General features: G+C 73.4%; 15 protein-coding genes, 1 tRNA gene and 1 pseudogene. 11 read left to right on the forward strand and 6 right to left on the reverse strand.

Annotated elements, in window-relative coordinates:
• The first annotated feature begins 6 nt into the window (after positions 1-6).
• Entirely contained in the window at positions 7-132 is a 126-nt protein-coding gene (locus tag OG956_RS33895; protein ID WP_330341836.1) for a hypothetical protein, read from the forward strand.
• 201 nt (positions 133-333) lie between these two features.
• Complete coding sequence (locus OG956_RS33900; protein WP_330341837.1) at positions 334-1,089, forward strand: class F sortase; 756 nt, start codon at positions 334-336, stop codon at positions 1,087-1,089.
• A gap of 15 nt (positions 1,090-1,104) precedes the next feature.
• Here the strand turns inward: OG956_RS33900 and OG956_RS33905 are convergent, their stop codons facing one another.
• Together OG956_RS33905 and OG956_RS33910 are read right to left on the reverse strand one after the other, a co-directional pair.
• Positions 1,105-2,271 carry a GDSL-type esterase/lipase family protein gene (locus OG956_RS33905; RefSeq protein ID WP_330341838.1) on the reverse strand — a complete coding sequence of 389 codons (1,167 nt, stop codon included), beginning with the start codon at positions 2,269-2,271 and terminating at the stop codon, positions 1,105-1,107.
• Between the two features lie 21 nt (positions 2,272-2,292).
• Positions 2,293-2,862, reverse strand: coding sequence for a TetR/AcrR family transcriptional regulator (locus tag OG956_RS33910; protein WP_330343019.1), 570 nt, complete (start codon positions 2,860-2,862; stop codon positions 2,293-2,295).
• 256 nt (positions 2,863-3,118) lie between these two features.
• Between OG956_RS33910 and OG956_RS33915 the strand changes: the two genes are divergently transcribed.
• Both OG956_RS33915 and OG956_RS33920 read left to right on the forward strand, forming a co-directional pair.
• Entirely contained in the window at positions 3,119-4,072 is a 954-nt protein-coding gene (locus OG956_RS33915) for a LysR family transcriptional regulator (RefSeq protein WP_330341839.1), read from the forward strand.
• Positions 4,073-4,206: 134 nt separating this feature from the next.
• Positions 4,207-6,186: a collagenase gene (locus OG956_RS33920; protein WP_330341840.1), complete on the forward strand. Its 1,980-nt coding sequence runs from the start codon at positions 4,207-4,209 to the stop codon at positions 6,184-6,186.
• A gap of 76 nt (positions 6,187-6,262) precedes the next feature.
• On the opposite strand, the gene OG956_RS33925 is transcribed toward OG956_RS33920, so the two are convergent.
• Positions 6,263-7,708: a glyceraldehyde-3-phosphate dehydrogenase gene (locus tag OG956_RS33925; protein ID WP_330341841.1), complete on the reverse strand. Its 1,446-nt coding sequence runs from the start codon at positions 7,706-7,708 to the stop codon at positions 6,263-6,265.
• Between the two features lie 184 nt (positions 7,709-7,892).
• Between OG956_RS33925 and OG956_RS33930 the strand changes: the two genes are divergently transcribed.
• The 4 genes from OG956_RS33930 (at position 7,893) to OG956_RS33945 (ending at position 11,670) form a co-directional block, all read left to right on the forward strand.
• Positions 7,893-9,101 carry a hypothetical protein gene (locus OG956_RS33930; protein ID WP_330341842.1) on the forward strand — a complete coding sequence of 403 codons (1,209 nt, stop codon included), beginning with the start codon at positions 7,893-7,895 and terminating at the stop codon, positions 9,099-9,101.
• 88 nt (positions 9,102-9,189) lie between these two features.
• On the forward strand, positions 9,190-9,510 hold the full coding sequence (locus OG956_RS33935) for a hypothetical protein (RefSeq protein WP_330341843.1): 321 nt from the start codon (positions 9,190-9,192) through the stop codon (positions 9,508-9,510).
• A 119-nt stretch (positions 9,511-9,629) separates the two neighbouring features.
• Positions 9,630-10,493 (forward strand): PP2C family protein-serine/threonine phosphatase, encoded by an 864-nt coding sequence (locus OG956_RS33940; protein ID WP_330341844.1) that lies wholly within the window; start codon positions 9,630-9,632, stop codon positions 10,491-10,493.
• 127 nt (positions 10,494-10,620) lie between these two features.
• Positions 10,621-11,670: an MASE1 domain-containing protein gene (locus OG956_RS33945; protein ID WP_330341845.1), complete on the forward strand. Its 1,050-nt coding sequence runs from the start codon at positions 10,621-10,623 to the stop codon at positions 11,668-11,670.
• 109 nt (positions 11,671-11,779) lie between these two features.
• Here the strand turns inward: OG956_RS33945 and OG956_RS33950 are convergent, their stop codons facing one another.
• Entirely contained in the window at positions 11,780-12,166 is a 387-nt protein-coding gene (locus OG956_RS33950; protein ID WP_330341846.1) for a hypothetical protein, read from the reverse strand.
• A gap of 132 nt (positions 12,167-12,298) precedes the next feature.
• Here OG956_RS33950 and selA point away from each other — a divergent pair, with 132 nt between their 5' ends.
• Both selA and OG956_RS33960 read left to right on the forward strand, forming a co-directional pair.
• Positions 12,299-13,738, forward strand: a complete 1,440-nt coding sequence (selA, locus tag OG956_RS33955; protein WP_330341847.1) for an L-seryl-tRNA(Sec) selenium transferase — start codon at positions 12,299-12,301, stop codon at positions 13,736-13,738.
• Positions 13,738-15,573 (forward strand): annotated as a pseudogene (locus OG956_RS33960) (SelB domain-containing protein); the annotation flags it as partial. The gene selA and the pseudogene OG956_RS33960, both read left to right, overlap by 1 nt.
• Before the next feature lie 4 nt (positions 15,574-15,577).
• Here the strand turns inward: OG956_RS33960 and OG956_RS33965 are convergent.
• Positions 15,578-15,674: transfer RNA gene (locus tag OG956_RS33965), tRNA-Sec, on the reverse strand.
• Between the two features lie 37 nt (positions 15,675-15,711).
• Here OG956_RS33965 and selD point away from each other — a divergent pair.
• Positions 15,712-16,755: a selenide, water dikinase SelD gene (gene selD / locus OG956_RS33970; protein WP_330341848.1), complete on the forward strand. Its 1,044-nt coding sequence runs from the start codon at positions 15,712-15,714 to the stop codon at positions 16,753-16,755.
• Here the strand turns inward: selD and fdh are convergent.
• Positions 16,752-20,012: a formate dehydrogenase gene (gene fdh, locus OG956_RS33975; protein WP_330341849.1), complete on the reverse strand. Its 3,261-nt coding sequence runs from the start codon at positions 20,010-20,012 to the stop codon at positions 16,752-16,754. The two genes, selD and fdh, sit on opposite strands and share 4 nt — an antisense overlap.
• Positions 20,013-20,285 lie beyond the last annotated feature (273 nt).

The raw sequence follows: 20,285 nt of genomic DNA on the forward strand, positions 1-20,285 counted from the left end.
GGTGGTATGCACACCGGTGGCGGCGCGCTCGCCGACCCGGGTGTCACCGCGGGTGGCCTGGCCGTGCTGGCCGTAGGGGCCGGCGGCATGTACCTGCTGCGCCGCCGCAAGGCCGGCCAGCCGGCGTCCTGACCGACGCGAACCGTCCAGAGGCAGCGGCAGCCGCCGGCAGCTCCCACCGTGTCGGCGGCCCGCGCCCGGACCCGCTCTCCCCGCGTCCCCCCGCAAGTCCCCTGTACGCCCTGTACGTGTTCTCCCCGTGCGCCGGGCTCTTTCTCCCGGCGCCCCCTGTCCTGATCCCCGTGCTGCCGTGTCCGAATGAGGTGGTGTCCGATGGCAGCAGATCCCTCCTCCCCGCCCCCCGCGCAGCAGGCGGACGGGCGGAGTTCCGGCCGTGGCGGGCGGCTGATGCTGTGGGGCGTGGCCATCGTCCTTCTCACCGTCAGCGTGTTCGGCGGCCACCACGGTTCGGACGACACCCCGCGGCGGTCCCGTGCCGCGAGCGCGGGCGTCGCCCAGTCCGGCCCGCAGCAGACCGTCCAGGACCAGACCGACCTGGAGCAGAGCGACCCGAAGCAGGGCGGCACGCGGCAGAACGAACCGCCGCTGAACGACGGGGAGCAGGGAGCCACGGGGCTGCCCCGGTCCACGCCGACCCGCCTGGTCATCCCGAAGATCTCCGTGAACGCCCCCTTCACCACCCTGAGCCTCAACTCCTCGGGCCAGCTCCAGCCGCCGCCGGCCGGCAGCACCAACCTCGTCGGCTGGTACGCCAAGGGCGCCTCGCCCGGTGAGAAGGGCACCGCGATCATCGCCGGACACGTCGACACCAAGACCTCCGCGGCCGTCTTCGCCAACCTGGACGCGCTGCGGCGCGGCGACCATTTCACCGTGGAGCGCGCCGACGGGCGCGACGCCGAGTTCGTCGTGGACGACGCCGAGACCTTCGCCAAGGACGACTTCCCCAGCCGGCGCGTCTACGCCGACGCCCGGCGCCCCGAGGTCCGCCTGATCACCTGTGCGGGTCCGTACGACCACACGGCCAAGGACTACACGGAGAACCTCGTGGTCTTCGCCCACCTGGTGTGAGCCGGCCCGTACGGGTCAGGCGGCGCCGTCCGCGAAGGCGCCGCCCGGACCGAACGCCAGCGCCGCGAACCGTTCGCCCATGCGGCGGTGCGCGGCGGCGTCCGGGTGCAGGCCGTCGGGCAGCGGCAGTTCGTCGAAGTCGGCCTCGCCGTACAGCTCACGGCCGTCGAGGTGGTGCAGGTGCGGGTCCTCGGCCGAGCGCTCGCGCACGATCCGGGCCAGCTCCTGGCGGATGACCGTCAGGGTGAGTTTTCCGCCGGCCCGCTCGGCCGGGTCCCCGGCGGCGACGAACCGCAGCCGCCCCTCGCTCACGGCGGAGAAGTCCGGGAGGCTGGGGCCCGGGGTGTCCTCATGGGCGGGGCACAGGATCGGCGACACGACGAGCAGCGGCGTGTCGGGGTGCCCGTCGCGGATGGTGTCGAGGAAGCCGTGGACTGCGGGGCCGAACGCGCGCAGCCGCATCAGATCGGCGTTGACCACGTTGATGCCGAGCTTGAGGCTGATCAGGTCGGCCGGGGTGTCGCGCAGCGTGCGCGCGGTGAACGGGTCGAGCAGGGCGCTGCCGCCCAGCCCCAGATTGATCAGCTCCACCCCGCCGAGGGAGGCGGCGAGGGCGGGCCAGGTGGTGGTGGGGCTCGCGGCGTCCGAGCCGTGGCTGATGGAACTGCCGTGGTGCAGCCAGACCTTGCGTCCCTGGTCCGGCACCGCTTCGACGGGCGCGTCGGCGCGCAGGGCGACCAGTTCGGTCGTCTCGTTGTGCGGCAGCCAGATCTCCACGACCTTCAGGGTGTCGGGCAGCCCGGAGAACCGCACGGTGCCGGGCTCGCCCGGCCGGTGCTCGGTTCTGCCGGTCGTCATGTCGATGGTGAGCGTGTTGCCGCCTGCCACGCCGGCGCTGCCCGCCGGCCGCCCGTCGACGAGCAGGTCGTACACCCCGTCCGGGCGGGGCGGCGCGCCGGTGTAGACGCGCTTGGTCGGCAGGGTGTCCAGCTCGAGCGCGGTGGCGCGGGTGCGCAGCACCAGCCGTACGCCGGAAGGCTGGGACTCCGCCATGGCCAGCTGCGGATCGGCGCACTGCGCGCGGGCACGGGCCGGCAGCCGGTGCGGCAGCAGTCCGTGGGCGGTGCGTTCCCATTCGAGGGCGCCGCGCAGGAGGTCGGGGGTGAGCGGGATGGTGTGCATGGTGTCGGCCTGCTTCGGGTGTCAGGGGGTGGGCCAGTTGCGCAGCAGGGAGTCGAGGGCGTCCAGGATCCGGGTCCAGGACTCCTGGGAGTCGGGGGCGCTGTGGCTGAATCCGCCGGCCGACTCCAGGCTGACGTAACCGTGGAAGACGCTGCCGAGGAGCCGGACGGCGTGCGTCTGGTCGGGTTCGGTCAGGTCGTAGCCGCGCAGGATCGCCCGGGTCAGCTGGGCGTGCCGGGGGCCGGCGCTCGCGGCGGCCGTCTCGGGGTCCAGCGGGTACCGTGCCGCCGCGTAGCGGCCGGGGTGCCGGCGGGCGTAGTCGCGGTACACGTCGGCGAAGGCGGCGAGGGCGTCCTTGCCGGCCCGCCCGGCGAGCGCGTCGGCGGCGCGGTCGGCCATCTCCTCCAGTGCCAGCAGCGCGATCCGGGTCTTGAGGTCCTGGGAGTTCTTCAGGTGCGAGTACAGACTCGCGACCTTCACGTCGAACCGGCGGGCCAGCGCCGACACGGTCACCTGGTCGAAGCCGACCTCGTCGGCGAGTTCCGCGCCCGCACGCACGAGGCGCTCGGTGGTCAGCCCTGCGCGCACCATCACGATTCCCTCCTTCGCCATAAGCGAGTATGGAGTTTCCTAAAGCCTTTAGGCAAATCAGAGTGTGTGAAGAAAGACCGCCCCCACCCGCGGCCGCTCCCGGGCCCTGACCCCGGCGGACGTGCGACTTGTCTCCGGGGCCGTGCGGTGCGACGCTTCGGTCCGCCGGTCCGACCCCGGTGTCCGGGGCCGTGAACAGTGGCTTTGCCGGAAGACGTGGACCGGTCGCCCGGCGACGGAGACGGGGAGTCGAGCGATGGAACTGGAGCTGCGGCATCTGCGGGTGGTGTGCGCGATCGCCGATGCCGGCAGTGTCGGGCGCGCCGCGGCACAGCTCGGCTACTCGCAGCCCGCCGTCAGCACCCAGCTCCGGCGCATCGAGCGCCACCTGGGCGAGCCGCTGTTCGAGCGCGGCCCGAGCGGTGTGCGGCCGACCCGCTACGGCGCCGAGGTCGTCGCCCGGGCCCGCGACGTACTGGCCCGCGCCGCCGCCATCGGCCACCGCCCGGCCGGTGCGCGGGCCCGCCGTCCCCTGCGGGTGGCGGCCACCAACTCGCCCATGCTGTCCGGCACGGTATCCCGGGTCCGCACCCGCCTGCTGGAGCCGTCCCTGTCGGTCACCAGCGTCTACGCCTCCTCGCGGATCGTGGAGCGGCTGGAGGAAGGCACGGTGGACGTGGCCATCGCCGCCGACTACCCCGGTATGGAGCTGCGTCACTCGGGCGCGGTCAGGCACCGCGGGATCGTCACCGAGCCGACGTTCGTCGCCCTGCCCTCCTGGCACCGGCTGCGGCAGTGCGCGCAGGTGCAGCTCGCCGATCTGGCCGAGGACGCCTGGTTCGTCACCCCGGACGACGGCGCCGGGTGGCCCGGGGTGTTCTACGAGGCCTGTGCGGCGGCCGGGTTCGCGCCGGTCACCGTGCACGAGTTCCTGGGTGACCAGGCCCAGCTGCAGAGCATGATCGCCGACGGGCTCGGGGTGTCCCTGGTGCAGCCGACGCTGCGGCCGATCCCGCAGGTCCTGGTCAGACCGCTGGCCGGCTCCCCGCTGTGGTGCCGTTACGTACTGGCCTGGCGGCCGGACACCGTCACCGACGAGGTCGTGGACGCACTGTGCCAGTCCGCGACCGCCGCCTACCGCGACCTCGTGGCGCAGGCGCCCCACCTGCGGGCCTGGGCGTCGCGCATCTGGAGCGTCACCGGGGCGTAGCGCAAGTCGAAGCAGGCGCCGCGATGTTATGAGGCCTCCGTGCCATGTGCTATGTCACACGGCATTGTTGGGGCGGTCGGCGCGCTGAGACAGTGCCACACACGCCTCAACCCCCCACCGAGGCGCATCCTTTCGTGGAGGACACCCAGATGCGCTATCGCTTCGCGCTGCCCGGACGCGTGCCAGGCCGGGCCCGCCCGCGTAGGGCCGCACGCCTGGCCGTCGCCGCGGTCGTCGGCGTCACCGTCGCCGGACTGCTGTCCACACCGGCGTCGGCGGCGCCCCGGCAGCCGTACCGCACCGGTGCTGCCGACCAGCCCCAGCGGCACTGGCCCGTGCCGTCGCCGGCCGGCGCCACCACCGCCGTCACCGAGCGTCCCACGAGCCGGGCCCGGCGGCTCAGCCCCGCCCAACTCCCGCCGCAGCAACCGCTGTCGGCCCACCCGGCCGCACGGCAGGCCAAGGCGGCCTCCTGCAGTCCGGCCGACTTCGGCAGCCGTAGCGGGTCCGCGCTCGTGTCCTTCGTGAAGGCCTCGTCCACGGACTGCGTCAACACCCTGTTCTCGGTGACCGGCAAGGACGCGCACGACGTGTTCCGCCAGAGCCGGATGCTCACCGTGGCGGCCGCGTACACACGCACGGCCCGGCGGTACCGCGGCGACGACGCCGGCGGTCTGGAACAACTGGTCCTCTTCCTGCGGGCCGGCTACTACGTGCAGTTCAACCACCCCGGGGACGTAGGTCCGTACACCACGCGCCTCACCAGAGCCGTCACGGCCGGCCTGGACGCCTTCTTCGCCCGCCGCCACGCGCGTGACGTGACGGCGGCGAACGGCGACATCCTCGGGGAGAGCGTCATCCTCACCGACAGCGCCGGCCAGCAGGACCGCTATCTCCCGGTCTACCGACGGCTGCTGGACGGCTACGACAGCTCCTACGACTCCGTCGACAGCATGGTCAGGGCCGTCAACGACGTCTACACACCGCTGTGGCGCGGCAACTGGAACCCCGAGTACGTCAAGGCCGTGGAGGCCGACCCGCGCATCATCGGCGACCTCCACGACTTCGCCCTCGCCCACACCGGCCTGCTCGGCACCGAGCGGGCCTTTCTGGACTCCAACGCCGGGATGAATCTGGCCCGTTATGTCGAGCATCCCGAACTCCGCGCCACCGTCCAGCCGTTGGTAGAGGACCTGCTGGCGGCGACCGCGATGACCGGCCCGACGGCCGGGCTCTGGGTGGCCGTGGCCACGCAGGCGAACGCCTACGACGCCGCCGACTGCGCCTCCTACGACATCTGCGACCTGCCGGCCAGGCTGACCGAGGCCGTCCTGCCGGTGACCCGGCACTGTGACGCGGACGTCACCATCCTCGCCCAGTCGCTGACCGCCGCCGACCTCGACGCCGCCTGCGCGAGTGTGCTGCACCAGAGCGCGTACTTCCGCACTCTGGTGAAGGCCGGCGGCCCCATACCCGGCCAGTACGTGTCCACCATCCAGCTGGTGGTCTTCGCCGGCCGCGCCGACTACCAGACCTACGCCGGCGCGATCTACGGCATCGACACCGGCAACGGCGGCATGACCCTGGACGGAGACCCGTCCGACCCGGCCAACCACGTCACGTCGATCATGTACCAGAAGCCGTACGACGACGGGTTCGCGGCCCGGATCTGGAACCTCAACCACGAGTACACGCACTTCCTCGACGGCCGGGACGACATGAAGGGCGACTTCGCCCAGCAGATCAGCGTGCCGGACGTGTGGTGGATCGAGGGCGTCGCCGAGTACGCCTCCTACGGCTACCGCGGCCTCGCCGACGACCAGGCGGTCCAGGAGGCCGCGAAACACACGTACACGCTCAGCACCCTCTTCGAGAGCACCTACGACAACAGCGACGTGATCCGCACCTACCCGTGGGGCTACCTCGCCGTGCGCTACATGGTGCAGACGCACCCCGACGACGTCCAGCGCATGCTCGCCCGCTTCCGCGTCGGCGACTACGCGGGCGGGTACGCCGTCTACCACGACGGGATCGGCACCCGCTACGACGCCGACTTCGACCGGTGGCTCACCGCGTGCGCCGCGGGCGCCTGCGCCACGCCCGCCAGGACCTGACCCCGCCCACGCGCCAACAGGACGGCCGCCGACCGGAAACACCGGTCGGCGGCCGTGCACACGCGGGTGAAGGCGATCAGACCGACGTCGCGGGGAAGGTCGGGTACTCCACGCCCGACACGTACTGCACGACCCGGACGACCTGGCAGGAGTAGCCGAACTCGTTGTCGTACCAGAGGTAGAGGATCGCGTTGTCGCCGTCGACCTTGAGCGCGCCGGCGTCCACGATCGAGGCGTGGCGGGAGCCGATGAAGTCGCTGGAGACCGCGTCGGGCGCCGTGATGAAGTCGATCTGGCGCTTGAGCGGCGAGGTCAGCGACACCTCGCGCAGGTAGTCGTGGACCTCCTCGCGGGTGGTCTCGCGGGCCAGCTGCAGGTTGAGGATCGCGATGGAGACGTCCGGCACGGGGACGCGGATCGAGCTGCCGCTGATCTTCGCCTTGAGGTCCGGCAGCGCCTTGGCGACGGCGGAGGCGGCGCCGGTCTCGGTGATGACCATGTTGAGCGGCGCGGAGCGGCCACGGCGCTCGGACTTGTGGTAATTGTCCAGCAGGTTCTGGTCGTTGGTGAACGAGTGGACGGTCTCCACATGGCCGCGCAGCACGCCGTACTCGTCGTCCATCGCCTTCAGCGGCGGGACGATGGCGTTGGTGGTGCAGGAGGCGCAGGACAGGATCTGCTCGTCCGGCTTGATGGTGTCGTGGTTGACGCCGTGCACGATGTTCGGGACGTCGCCCTTGCCCGGCGCGGTCAGTACGACCTTCTCGATGCCGGGGCGCAGGTGCTTCGACAGGCCTTCGCGGTCGCGCCACTTGCCGGTGTTGTCGATGAGGATGGCGTCCCGGATGCCGTACTCGGTGTAGTCCACGTGCGACGGGTCGTCGGCGTAGATCACCTTGATGGCGTTGCCGTTGGCGACGATCGTGCTGGTCTCCTCGTCCACGGTGATCGTGCCCTGGAACTGGCCGTGGATGGAGTCGCGGCGCAGCAGCGAGGCGCGCTTGACGATGTCCTGGGCGCCGCCGCCGCGCACGACGATGGCGCGCAGCCGGAGACCGTTGCCGGAGCCGGCCTTCTCGATCAGCAGCCGGGCGACGAGCCGGCCGATGCGGCCGAAGCCGTACAGCACGACGTCGCGCGGCTCGCGGCGCTCGATCTTGTTGGCGCCGGTGGCGCCGGCGACCGCCTCGGCGGTGAACTCGGCCACGCTCAGGCCGCGGTCGTCGGCCTTGTAGGTGGTGGCCAGCATGCCGAGGTCGATCTGGGAGGGCCCGAGGTCGAGGGTGGTCAGGGCCTCGAGGAACGGCATGGTCTCCGTGACCGACAGTTCCGCGCCGGCGATCTGCCGGGCGAAGCGGTGGGTCTTGAGGATGCTGACCACCGACTTGTTCACCAGGGAGCGGCTGTGCAGCAGGACGGTCACGTCCCGCTCGCGGTGCAGCTTCCCGATGAGCGGGATCATCGCCTCCGCGATCTCCTCGCGGATCTTCCAGTTGGTGAACGAGTCGTCGTTGACAGTCACGGATCCATCTTTCGAGCTAGGGAGCGCTCATATGGTAACCACACCTCTCAACTGCTCCGTCCGGGGGAGGCGGCGTAAGGGAAATGCACCCATTCCTTGACTCATTCCTGAATCAGGGTGGAAGTCCGTAAGAAACCCGGGTCGCGGATTGCACGTCTTACCTGGCGTGCCCAAGGTCAACAGAGTGAGCACCTCCTCCGTACCGCGGTCCGACGCGGCCGCCCCGTCCCAGCCCCTTGGTCCCCCGGTCCTGTCACGCATCGCCCGGCGCGGAATCCCCGAGGGGGCGCTCCCGGCCCTCGCCCTGTTCGCGGCCGTACGGCTCGCCGGGGTGCTGGTGGTGATCCTGACGAACGCCGTCCGAGGACACCCGCTCGTCAAGAGTTTCGCCCACTCCTGGGACTCCCGCTGGTACCTGCACATCGCCGCCCAGGGCTACGGCCACAAGATCTGGATCACCCCGCAGGGCGCCGTGCAGAGCGACTGGGCGTTCTTCCCGCTGTACCCGGGCCTGATCCGGGCGCTGACCGCCGTGCTGCCGTTCACCCCCGGCCAGGCCGCGCTGCTGATCGCCTGGGCCGCCGCGGGCGTGGCGGCGTACGGCGTGTACGTCGTCGGCCATCACCTCTACGGGCGCGGGGTCGCCACCGCGCTGGTCGCCCTGTGGGCCGCCCTGCCGCACTCCGTGGAACTGACCATCGCCTACACCGAGTCGCTGTTCGCCGCCCTCGCCGTCTGGTCCCTGTACTGCGTGCTCAAGGGCCGCTGGCTGTGGGCCGGCGTGCTGGCGGCGCTCGCCGGCCTGTCCCGGCCGAGCGGCTTCGCGGTCGCGGTGGCGGTGTCCCTCGCCGCCGCCTACGACGTGCTGCGCCGGCGCGGCCGGGTCCCGGCGAGCCTGTGGGCCGGCGCCCTGATCGCCCCGCTGGGCTGGCTCGCCTACGTGCTGTGGGTGGGCAGCCAGACCGGTGACCTGCTCGGCGGCTACTTCAAGGTGCAGAGCGCCTGGGACTCCCGCTTCGACTTCGGTGTCGGCGCGGCGCGGTTCGTCAAGGCCCTGCTGCTGCACGGGGGCGGCGCCGTCTACCCGATGTCCCTGGTGATCGTCGCGGCGGGCGTGCTGCTGTTCGCGCTGCTGTGCCTGGAGCGGGCCCCGCTCCCTCTGGTGGTCTTCGCCGGGGTCCTGGTGCTGCTCGTGGTCGGCGGCTCCGGCTCCTTCTCCTCCAAGCCGCGGTTCCTGCTGCCCGCCTTCCCGCTCCTCATCCCCATGGCCCGGGCGCTGACCCGCACCTGGCGGGTCCGGTCGGCCCACGCCGTGGTCGTCTACGGCGGCCTCACCGTGGTGTCCCTGCTGTTCGGCGCCTTCGTGACGGTGGTGGCGCATTCCCCGCTGTGAGCCCGCGCCGGAGCGTCATGCCACGGGCGGCGTTGTGCGAACGCCGTGAATCGGGGTAGGCGGGGGGACGCCCGAGGAAAGGATCGCCATGACGACGTACGTGATCAGCGTCCCCGGTACCTTCATCGCGGACATCGGGACGGAGACCCGTGCCCGCCTGGCCGGCACGCTCGGCCCGTCCGACCCCCACGGGACCCGGATGGGCAACGCCCAGGGCCTGGACGTGCTCAGCGTCAACGAGGACAACACCTTCACGCTCCGCCTCACCGTCGAGGCGGACACCGGCCGGCACGCCGAGGAGGAGGCCCGCCGGGTCGCCGACGCCGCCCTCCGGGACGCGGGGCTGGACGAGCGGAGCGCGGCGCTCGGTCCCGCCGTGATCACCGGGATCGACTCCGAGGTGCGCTGACCGGGAGCCGTACCACGGCCCTCCGCGGGGCGAAATATCCGGCTATGGGTAAAATTTAGGCGTTTGCCGAAATGTCAGGCGGCCGTTGTCCAGGGCCACCGCCTCGCCGGAAGTGATCGATGCTCCGCAAGCGCTCCACGGACGAAGGCGACGAGCTGCTGGCCAGACTCGGCTCGCTCACCGCCCAGGCACGGGAGCGGGCGGAGCTGCAGCGCAGCCAGGTGGAGCTGGCCATCGCCCTCCAGCGCGGCATGCTCCCGCGGGACCTGCCCGCGGCCCCCGGACTGCACATCGCCGTCCGCTACACACCGGCCAACCTCGGCCTCAACGTGGGCGGCGACTGGTACGACGCGTTCACCCTGCCCGACGGGCGGATCGGGCTGGCCATCGGCGACGTCCAGGGCCACAACATCGAGGCCACCGCGTTCATGGGCCAGGTGCGGGCCGGACTGCGCGCCCTCGCCACCGTGACCGGGGATCCCGGCGAACTGCTCTCCCGCACCAACGAGCTGCTGCTGTCCCTGGGCGCCGACCTGTTCGCCACCTGCACCTTCATGCGTCTCGACCCGGCCACCGGGGTGCTGGAGAGCGCACGGGCCGGCCACATCCCGTTCGTGTGGGCCACGGCGGACGGCAAGGCCGGCGTCGCCGACGACGAGGGCGGGCCGCCGCTCGGCATCGACTCGCGCGTGGCGTTCCCGGTGAGCAGGCACCGGCTCACCGCGGGCGGCCACTTCGTCCTGGTCACCGACGGAGTGGTGGAGGGCCCCTCGCTGGACATCGACGACGGCCTGGACCACGTGGTGAACCTCGCCGGCATCGCCGCCGTCGCCGGCCTTGCGGCCCCCGCGCTGGCCGCCGCCGTGATGAAGGGCGCCGAGGGCGTCGGCCACGACGACGACGCGGCCGTCCTGGTCGTGGGCCTGGACGGCCCCGACAGACACCCAGCGCCGGGGCCGGTCCGTACGGCGGGTTCCAGGTGAGGGCCCTGGCCCGGTCGGAGGCTGAAAAGGGCCCCGCGGCCGTCCGCGCGCAAAGTGACCCGGAATTCAGCCATAGGGCTGGCCCGCGCCGGGTCCCGCCTCGCCGAGCCGGGGCCTTCGGTGTGAGATGGCTGCTGTGGTGGGTAACGACGATCAGCGCCGACCGGGCGGCTCCGCCGTCCAGGTGCTGGCCGTCGCGGCCTGCTACTACGGCTCGGCCCGGCTGGGACTCCTGCGTGAACTCTCCGTCGAGGGCGCGGTCGTCAGCCCCATCTGGCCGCCGACGGGTGTCGCCGTCGCCGCCCTGCTGGTCCTCGGCCTGCGCTGCTGGCCCGGCATCACCCTCGGCGCCTTCTTCGCCGTGCTGGCCATCGACACACCCCGCATCGACGTGCTCGGCACCATCGCCGGTCAGACCCTCGCACCCGTGTGTGCGGCGTTGCTGCTGCGCCGGGCCGGCTTCCGTACCGACCTGAGCCGGCTGCGGGACGGCATCGCCCTGGTGTTCCTGGGCGCGCTGCCCGCGATGCTGATCAGCGCGACCACCGGCGCCGGCCTGCTCGTCCTCATGCACAGGCTGAACGCGCACAGCTTCTGGCCCGCCTGGCTGGCCTGGTGGGTGGGCGACGCCATGGGGGTGCTGCTCATCACGCCCCTGCTGCTGTTGCTGCACAACGCCCGCCGGCCGCCCTCGCCGGCCCGCTGGAAGGAGGCGACCGCACTGGCCGTCGTCACGTGCACGGTCGTCCCGGTGGCCGTCTACAGCTCGGTCAGCGTGCTCTTCCTCGTCTACCCGCTGATCATCTGGGCCGCCCTGCGGTTTCTGCTGGCGGGCAGTGTGCTGTGCGCGCTGGCGACGTCCGTGCTGGCGACCGTCGCGGCGACGGACGGTGCCGGGGCCTTCACCGGCCTGAGCCGGATCGAGGTCATGGCGAAGCTCCAGGCGTTCAACGGTGCGATGGCCCTGACCGCACTCCTGCTGTCCGCCCTGATCACCGAGCAGCGCAACACCCGGCGCTCGGTGGAGAAGGCGTGCCAGGAGCTCGTCGAGGTTCTGGAACACCTCACCGCCGGCGAGGCCCCACCGCCCCGCGTCCAGCCGGACACCGGGCACGGCGAGGGCACCGACGGCGGGCCGGGCCCGCTGTCATCGGGTTCATCGGGCGCATCCCCGTAGCGGGGACCCCGCACCTCTGGGCAGCCGATGCCGGTCCGGCGCCACTCAGACCCCCGTAGACGGTCCGGCGTCAGCAAGGCCAGGGCGGGCCCTGCGAGCCTGTCCCGGCTCATCGGCCGGAGCGGTTCACCGGGCCCTCGTCGTCGCTGCCCGGCTCCGCCGGTCCTTTGCGTGACGCGATGTCCCGTGGCGTGGGCGTCGGCGGGTGCGCGGCGCCGGCGGCGCCGGGCTGACCGCCGCCGGTGGTGCCGTAGCCGCCCGGGATACCCGGGGGCATGTCCGCGGCGGCCTGCGCCTCGCTCACATGGCGCCGCGCCCGGACCCCCGCCCGGCGCTCCGGGTACGGGTAGTCGAACGGCTCGGCGGAGGCCCGCTCGCGGTCGCTCTCGCGCTGCCGGCGTGCGGCCTGCTCGGCGGCCGACCGGGTCTCGCTCCGCCGTCCGTGCTCCTGGCCGTGCGTACGGCCGTCGTCGTGGTTACGGTCCCTGTCGTTCATGCGGCGCCGAGTACCCGGGCGGCGCCCGCCGTCACCCCACGTCCCGGCGTGTCGGACGGCCGGTCCGGGGCACTGGGAGACGATGGGCGGAGCCCGGAAGGGCACGGGCGGGACCGGAGGAGCGGACGCGGCATGGACCAGCGGACGACGGGCGCGGCGGACCGGCCCCGCGCCCACCACGACGTACGGCCCGGCGGCAGGGCGGCCGGAGCGCCGGACGGCGTCGTACGGCTGCCGGAGGACGGCGCGCCCCCTCCCGGCGGCGCCGATGCCCGCCGCCGTATTCCGCGCACCGACCGCCTCCTCCGTGACCCCCGGCTGGCCGCGGCGGTGGAGCGACTCGGCGCCGGTGTGGTGAAGGCCGCCGTGCGCGAGGCGCAGCAGCGGGCCCGGGAGGGCGCCATCCGGCCCGAGCAGGTGCCGGACACGGCCGTCGCGCTGCTGCCCGGCACCGCGAGCGGGCTGCGACCGGTGATCAACGCCACCGGCGTGCTGCTGCACACCAACCTCGGCCGGGCCCCGCTGTCGGCGGCCGCCCGGCAGGCCGTCCAGGAGGCCGCGGGGCCGACGGACGTCGAACTGGACCTGGCGACCGGAGTACGCGCCCGCCGGGGCCGCTCTGCCCTCGCCGCCCTGGCCGAGCGCGTCCCGTCGGCGGGGGCCGCGCACGTCGTCAACAACGGCGCCGCCGCGCTCGCGCTCGCCGCCACCGCCCTCGCGGCCGGCCGGGAGATCGTCGTCAGCCGCGGCGAGATGGTGGAGATCGGCGACGGCTTCCGCCTGCCCGACCTGCTGGTCTCCACCGGCGCCCGGCTGCGCGAGGTCGGTACCACCAACCGCACGACACCCGCCGACTACGCCGCGGCGATCGGCCCGGACACCGGGTTCGTGCTCAAGGTGCACCCCTCCAACTTCCGCATCACCGGCTTCACCCGGTCCGCCCGGACCGCCGAACTCACCGGTCTCGGCGTGCCCGTCGTCGTCGACATCGGCTCCGGGCTGCTCACCCCGCACCCGGCGCTGCCCGGGGAACCCGACGCCGACACCCAGTTGCGGGCCGGCGCCTCGCTCGTCACCGCCAGCGGCGACAAGCTCCTCGGCGGCCCCCAGTGCGGGCTGCTGCTCGGCGACCGGGACCTGGTGCGCCGTCTCGCCCGGCACCCGCTGGCCCGCGCCCTGCGCGTCGACAAGCTGACCCTGGCCGCGCTGGAGGCCACCCTCACCGGCCCGCCCACCCCGACCGCCCGCGCCCTCACGGCCGACCCGGCCCGCCTGCGCGAGCGCGCCGACCGGCTCGCCGGCGCTCTCGCCGCCGACGGCATCGACGTACGGGCCGTGGACTCCTGCGCCACCGTCGGCGGCGGAGGCGCGCCCGGCGTCGTGCTGCCCAGCGCGGCGCTCTGTCTGCCCGAGGCGTACGCCGCGGCGCTGCGCACCGGCCCGGTCCCCGTGGTGGGACGGCTGGAGGCGGGCCGCTGCCTGCTGGACCTGCGCGCGGTGCCCGAGCACGACGACGAACGGCTGGCCGGCGCCGTGCGCTCCGCCCGGCCGGCCGGGGGAGGGCGGGCGTGATGCGGGTGCTCGCCACCGCCGGCCACGTCGACCACGGCAAGTCCGCCCTGGTCCGCGCCCTCACCGGCATGGAGCCCGACCGGTACGAGGAGGAACGCCGCCGGGGCCTGACCCTCGACCTGGGCTTCGTGTGGACGCGGCTCGGCCCGGACGGGGACCACCTCGCCTTCGTGGACGTGCCCGGCCACGAACGGTTCGTGCCCACCATGCTGGCCGGCGTCGGACCGGTGCCCGCCGTGCTGTTCGTGGTCGCCGCCGACCAGGGCTGGCAGCCGCAGTCCGAGGAGCACCTGGCGGTCCTCGACGCGCTCGGCGTCCGGCACGCCGTCCTGGCGGTGACCCGCAGCGACCTCGCCGACCCCGGACCCGTCCGCGCCGACGCCGTGGAGCGGTTGGCCCGCACGAGTCTCGGCAAGACGCCCGCGGTCGCCGTGAGCGCGGTCACCGGCGCGGGACTCGACGAGCTGCGCGACGAACTGGCCCGGCTGGCAGGCGAGTTGACCGATCCGGACCCCGACGCCGACGTGCGGCTGTGGCTCGACCGGGCCTTCACCGTGCGCGGGCACGGCACCGTGGTGACCGGCACCCTCGGCGCGGGCACCCTCCGGGTCGGCGACCGGCTGGTCACCGGCGGCGGCTCGGCCGTGCTCCGGGTGCGCGGGCTGCAGAGCCTGCACGAGGACCGGACGGCGGTCAGCGGGGTGGCCCGTGTGGCGGTCAACGTGCACGGCCCCGGGGACGGCGCCCTGCGCCGCGGCCAGGTGCTGCTGACCCCGGACCGCTGGCTGGGCAGCGAGGTGGCCGATGTGCGGGTCACCGGGGAGCCGGTGGCCGGCCTGCCCCGCTGCGTCACCCTGCACATCGGCACCGCCGCCGTGCCCGTGACCGTCCGCCCGCTGGGCGAGGACACGGCCCGGCTCACCCTCGCCCGCGCCCTGCCCCTGCGGGTCGGCGACCGGGCCGTGCTGCGCGAGCCGGGCGGCGGCCGGACGCCCTGCGGCGTGACCGTCCTCGACGTACGGCCGCCCCGGCTGACCCGGCGCGGCGCCGGCCGGGCCCGCGCCGCCGAACTCGCCGGGATGACCGGCCGTCCCGACGCCGCCGACGAACTCCGCCGCCGCAGGCTGATCCGGCGCGCGGAGCTGCGGGCGATGGGCGTCCCGCCGCCTCCCGCCTCCGAGGCGGGGGACCCGGCGCGCACCACCCCCGCGGAAGGCGCGGAGGAGGGCGTGCCCGTCGGCCCCGTCGCCGGGGACTGGCTGGCCGACGCGGCGTACTGGAACACCCTGAAGGAGCGGCTGGCCGCCGAGGCCGCCCGGCACGCCCGCGCCCACCCGCTGGACCCCGGCCTGCCCGCCGAGGCGGCCCGCCGTCTGCTGGGCCTGCCCGACCGCGCCCTGGTCGACGCGCTCGCCGAGGCCACACCCCGACTCCGTGCCCACCAGGGCCGGCTGTACCCCGCCGACAGCCTCCGCCCCGACCTGCCGCCCCCCGTGCGCGCCGCCGTCGACGCCGTGCGCCGCGACCTCGCCCATGCCCCCTTCCGCGCCCCCGAGGCCGGGCGGCTCACCGAACTCGGCCTGGACCGCCGGGCGCTGGCCGCCGCCGTCACGGCCGGGGCGCTGCTGCGGATCGCCGACGGGATCGTGCTGCTGCCCGGCGCCGACGCCCAGGCCGCCGCCGTGCTGCGCACCCTGCCCCAGCCGTTCACGCTCAGCGAGGCCCGCAAGGCGCTGGACACCACCCGCCGGGTCGCCGTACCGCTGCTGGAGTTCCTGGACGCCCGGGGACACACCGAGCGCGTCGACGACCAGCGCCGGCGCTGCCGTGCGCAGGCGGTGGACGGAGGCGGACGGGAATCGAACCCGCCGGCCCGAGATCCTCGGGCCCCTCGGTTTTGAAGACCGGGAGGGCCACCAGGCACCCACACGCCTCCACCGCTCGTCAGGCTACTGCCCCAGGAGACCGCCGGTATGACCTCGACATCCGCACCGACCCGCCAGGCGCCCGTCCGGCTCACCCAGTACGCCCACGGCGGCGGCTGCGCCTGCAAGATCCCGCCCGGGGAGCTGGAGGAGGTGGTCGCCGGGCTGACCGCGGCCCCGCTCGCCGGGGGCGACACCCCGCTGCTGGTCGGGCTCGCCACCGGCGACGACGCCGCCGTCGTCACGCACCGGGGAACGGCACTCGTCTGCACGGCCGACTTCTTCACGCCGGTCGTGGACGACCCCTACGACTGGGGGCGCATCGCCGCCGCCAACGCCCTGTCCGACGTGTACGCCATGGGCGGGAGGCCGGTGCTCGCCGTGAACCTGCTGGGCTGGCCCCGCGACCGGCTCCCCTTCGACCTGGCCCGCGAGGTGCTGCGCGGCGGCCTGGACATCGCCACCGAGGCCGGCTGCCACGTCGGCGGCGGGCACAGCGTCGACGACCCGGAGCCGAAGTACGGCATGGCCGTCACCGGCCTCGCCGACCCAGGCCGGCTGCTGCGCAACGACGCCGGCCGGCCGGGGCTGCCGCTGTCGCTGACCAAGCCGCTGGGCGTGGGCGTGCTGAACAACCGCCACAAGGCCACCGGTGAACGGTTCGAGCAGGCCGTCGCCACCATGACCGCGCTCAACCGGGACGCCGCCGAGGCCGCCCTCGCGGCCGGGGCCGCCTGCGCCACCGACGTCACCGGGTTCGGGTTCCTCGGCCACCTCCACAAGCTGGCGCGGGCCTCCGGCGTGACCGCCGTGGTCGACACCGCGGCCGTCCCGTACCTGGAAGGTGCCCGGGAGGCCGTACGCGACGGGTACGTCAGCGGCGGCACCCGGCGCAACCTGGAATGGGTCGCCCCGCACACCGACTTCGGCGACACCGACGAGGACACCCGGCTGCTGCTGGCCGACGCCCAGACCTCCGGCGGCCTGCTGGTCGCCGGGGAGGTGCCCGGGGCGCCGGTCGTGGGGGAGCTGGTGCCGCGCGGGACCCACTCGATCGTCCTCCGCCGGCGCGGCTGCGGGGCAGGCCGCTAAGGCTCCGTTCCGGTGTGCTCGTCGATGCCCGCCCGCGTCCGGTAGGCCCGCACCAGCTCGACGGACGCCGGGCCCCGGGGCCTGCGGCCCGGGCGGATGTCCACGGCGAACGCCTTCGTCTCCTGGATGTGGGTGTTCGGGTCCAGGGACAGATGCAGCAGCTCGTTGGCCGCGTCCCCGGTGCTGTAGCCGTTGGGCCCCCAGTGGTACGGCAGCCCGACCTGGTGCAGCCGGCGGCCCTGCACCGTCAGCGGCGCCATCCGGTCCGTCACCAGCACCCGCGCCTCGATCACCCCGCGCGCGCTGACGATCGTCGCCCACCCGGTGTGCTCCAGGCCCCGCTCGGCCGCCAGCTCGGGGGACACCTCGCAGAAGAACTCCGGCTGCAGCTCGGCGAGATACGGCTGCCAGCGGGACATGCCGCCCGCCGTGTGGTGCTCCGTGAGCCGGTAGGTGGTGGCGACGTACGGGAACACCTCGGAGCCCGGCTCGTCACCGCTCGGCTGGTAGCGGTTGTCGGGCACCGTCGGCATCAACTGCCGTACCGGATTGCGCTGCTGGTCGTAGAGCAGGTTCGCGAACGGCGAGTCCTGCGGCTCGTAGTGGGCGGGCAGCGGGCCGTCGGTGAGGCCGGACGGCACGTACAGCCAGGCCTTGCCGTCGGCCTGCATGATGAACGCGTCCGTGCCGGTCAGCGCCTCCGGGCCGGTCGCGTCCTCGGGCGGCTCGTGATCGGGCGACTTGTCCTTCTTGAAGTCGGGCACGTCGTGCCCGGTCCACTGGCCCTTCTCCGCGTCCCACCACACCAGCGCCTTGCGCTCGCTCCACGGCCTGCCCTGCGGGTCGGCGGAGGCGCGGTTGTACAGGATCCGGCGGTTGGCCGGCCAGGCCCACGCCCACTCGGCCGCCACCCAGTCCTGCTCCCGACCCGGTTTGCGGCGGGCGGCCTGGTTGACGCCGTCGGCGTACACCCCGCAGTAGATCCAGCAGCCGCAGGCGGTCGAGCCGTCGTCCTTCAGCTCCTCGTACGAGGACAGCGGACGGCCCTCGGCGTCCCGGCCGTTGATCTCGGCGAGCACGGCCTCCGCGTCCGGTTCGGCGAGCCGGCCCTTCGTCGGGTAGTCCCAGGCCAGGTCGAGCACCGGCCGGTCCATCTCGTCGGCGGATCCCGCGAGCTTCTCCCGGATGATCCGCCCCAGGTGGTAGGTGAACCACAGGTCGCTGCGCGCCTCGCCGGGCGGCTCGACCGCCTGGTGGTGCCACTGCAGCAGCCGCTGGGTGTTGGTGAAGCTTCCGTCCTTCTCGGTGTGCGCGGCGGCCGGCAGGAAGAACACCTCGGTGCGGATGTCCTCGGTGCGCAGTTCACCGGTGTCGATCTCGGGCCCGTCCTTCCACCAGGTCGCCGACTCGATCAGAGAGAAGTCGCGCACCACCAGCCAGTCCAGGTTCGCCATGCCGAGCCGCATCAGCTTGGAGTTGGCGTGGCCGACCGCCGGGTTCTCGCCGTACAGGAAGTAGCCCTTGCAGGTGCCCTCCCGCTGGGCCATGGCCGTCTCGTACGTCGAGTGGCTGCCGGTCAGCCGGGGCAGATAGTCGAAGCAGAAGTCGTTGTCGGCCCTCGCCGCGTCGCCCCAGTACGCCTTGAGCAGACTCACCAGGTACGAGCGCATGTTGCCCCAGTAGCCCTTGTGGGCCGCATCGGCCTGCACGAACGCCTCCAGGTCCTGGTTCTGGTGCGCGTGCGGCATCGGGATGTAGCCCGGCAGCAGGTTGAACAGGGTCGGGATGTCCGTGGAGCCCTGGATGGAGGCGTGCCCGCGCAGCGCGAGGATGCCGCCGCCCGGGCGGCCGATGTTGCCGAGCAGGGTCTGCAGCACGGACGCCGCACGGATGTACTGCACGCCCACCGTGTGCTGCGTCCAGCCGACCGAGTAGGCGAACGCCGTGGTCCGGTCGCGGCCGGAGTTCTCCGTGACCAGCTCGCACACCTGCCGGAAGAGGTCCCGCGGCACCCCGCAGACCTGCTCCACCATCTCCGGCGTGTAGCGGGCGTAGTGCCGCCTGAGCAGCTGGAACACACACCGCGGATGGGTCAGGGTCTCGTCCCGCTCCGGCTTGCCCTCGCCGATGACCGCGCCGCCGGAGCCGTGCGCCTCGCCGCGCGCCGCGTCGGTCACCGAGCTGCCGCCGCGGGTGCGCTTCTCGTACTCCTGGTCGCGCTCACCGGAGGCCGCCTGGACCTCCGTGCCCTCGTACTGCCAGCTGCCGTTGTCGTAGGACCGGTTCCGGGCGTCGAGGCCCGAGAAGACCCCCGCCAGGTCCTCGGTGTCGCGGAAGTCCTCGCGCAGGATCACCGGGGCGTTGCTGTAGGCCACGAGGTAGTCGCGGAAGTACTTCTCGTGTTCCAGCACGTAGTGGATGATCCCGCCGAGGAAGGCGATGTCCGTGCCCGCGCGCAGCGGCACATGGACGTCGGCCAGCGCGCTGGTGCGGGTGAAGCGCGGGTCGACGTGGATCACCTTCGCGCCCCGCGCCTTGGCCTCCATCACCCACTGGAACCCGACCGGATGGCACTCGGCCATGTTCGATCCCTCGATGACGATGCAGTCCGCGTTCTGCAGGTCCTGCTGGAAGGTGGTCGCGCCGCCGCGTCCGAACGAGGTTCCCAGACCGGGAACGGTGGAGGAGTGTCAAACGCGCGCCTGGTTCTCGATCTGGATCGCTCCGAGCGCCGTGAACAGCTTCTTGATCAGGTAGTTCTCTTCGTTGTCGAGGGTGGCCCCGCCCAGGCTCGCGATGCCGAGCGTGCGCCGGGTGCGGGTCTCGTCGACCTCCCACTGCCAGCCCGCGCGGCGGGCTTCGATCACCCGGTCGGCGATCATGTCCATCGCCGTGTCCAGGTCGAGGCGCTCCCACTCGGTGCCGTGCGGGCGCCGGTAGAGCACCTGGTGTTCGCGGGCTTCCCCGGTGGTCAGCTGCAGGCTCGCCGAGCCCTTGGGGCACAGCCGGCCGCGCGAGACGGGGGAGTCCGGGTCGCCCTCGATCTGGGTGACCTTGCCGTCCTGGACGTACACGTTCTGGCCGCAGCCGACCGCACAGTACGGGCAGACGGACTTCACCACACGATCGGCGTCGGCCACGCGCGGCGTGAGGCGCTCACTGCGCCCGCTCTTCGCCGCCGCGCCCCGGCCCAGCGGATCGGTGCCCGTCAACTGGCGGTAGACCGGCCAGGAGCCGATCCAGGTGCGTACGCCCACGGCCACTCCTCCCGCTCGGTGCCTCGATTTTCCCGCAGCCCGCCTGCCACGGCATCCGGGGCCGCGGTGGACGTGGAGTACCCGCACCGGCGGTGACCAAACGGACACCGGCAGGTGTGAGGGCGACGAGCCGGGAAACTCCGCCGCTGGTGTGTCGGCGCACGGACCGTACCGGGTGCCCGTAAGGTCCGGATGGCCACGGTCCCGACGGAGGTGACGGGAGTGATCGCATGAGCGTCAGGGGCATCGGGGTGAAGGCGGCGGAGCCCGCCG

This window comes from Streptomyces sp. NBC_00557 (genome assembly GCF_036345995.1).
Classification (GTDB): Bacteria; Actinomycetota; Actinomycetes; order Streptomycetales; family Streptomycetaceae; genus Streptomyces.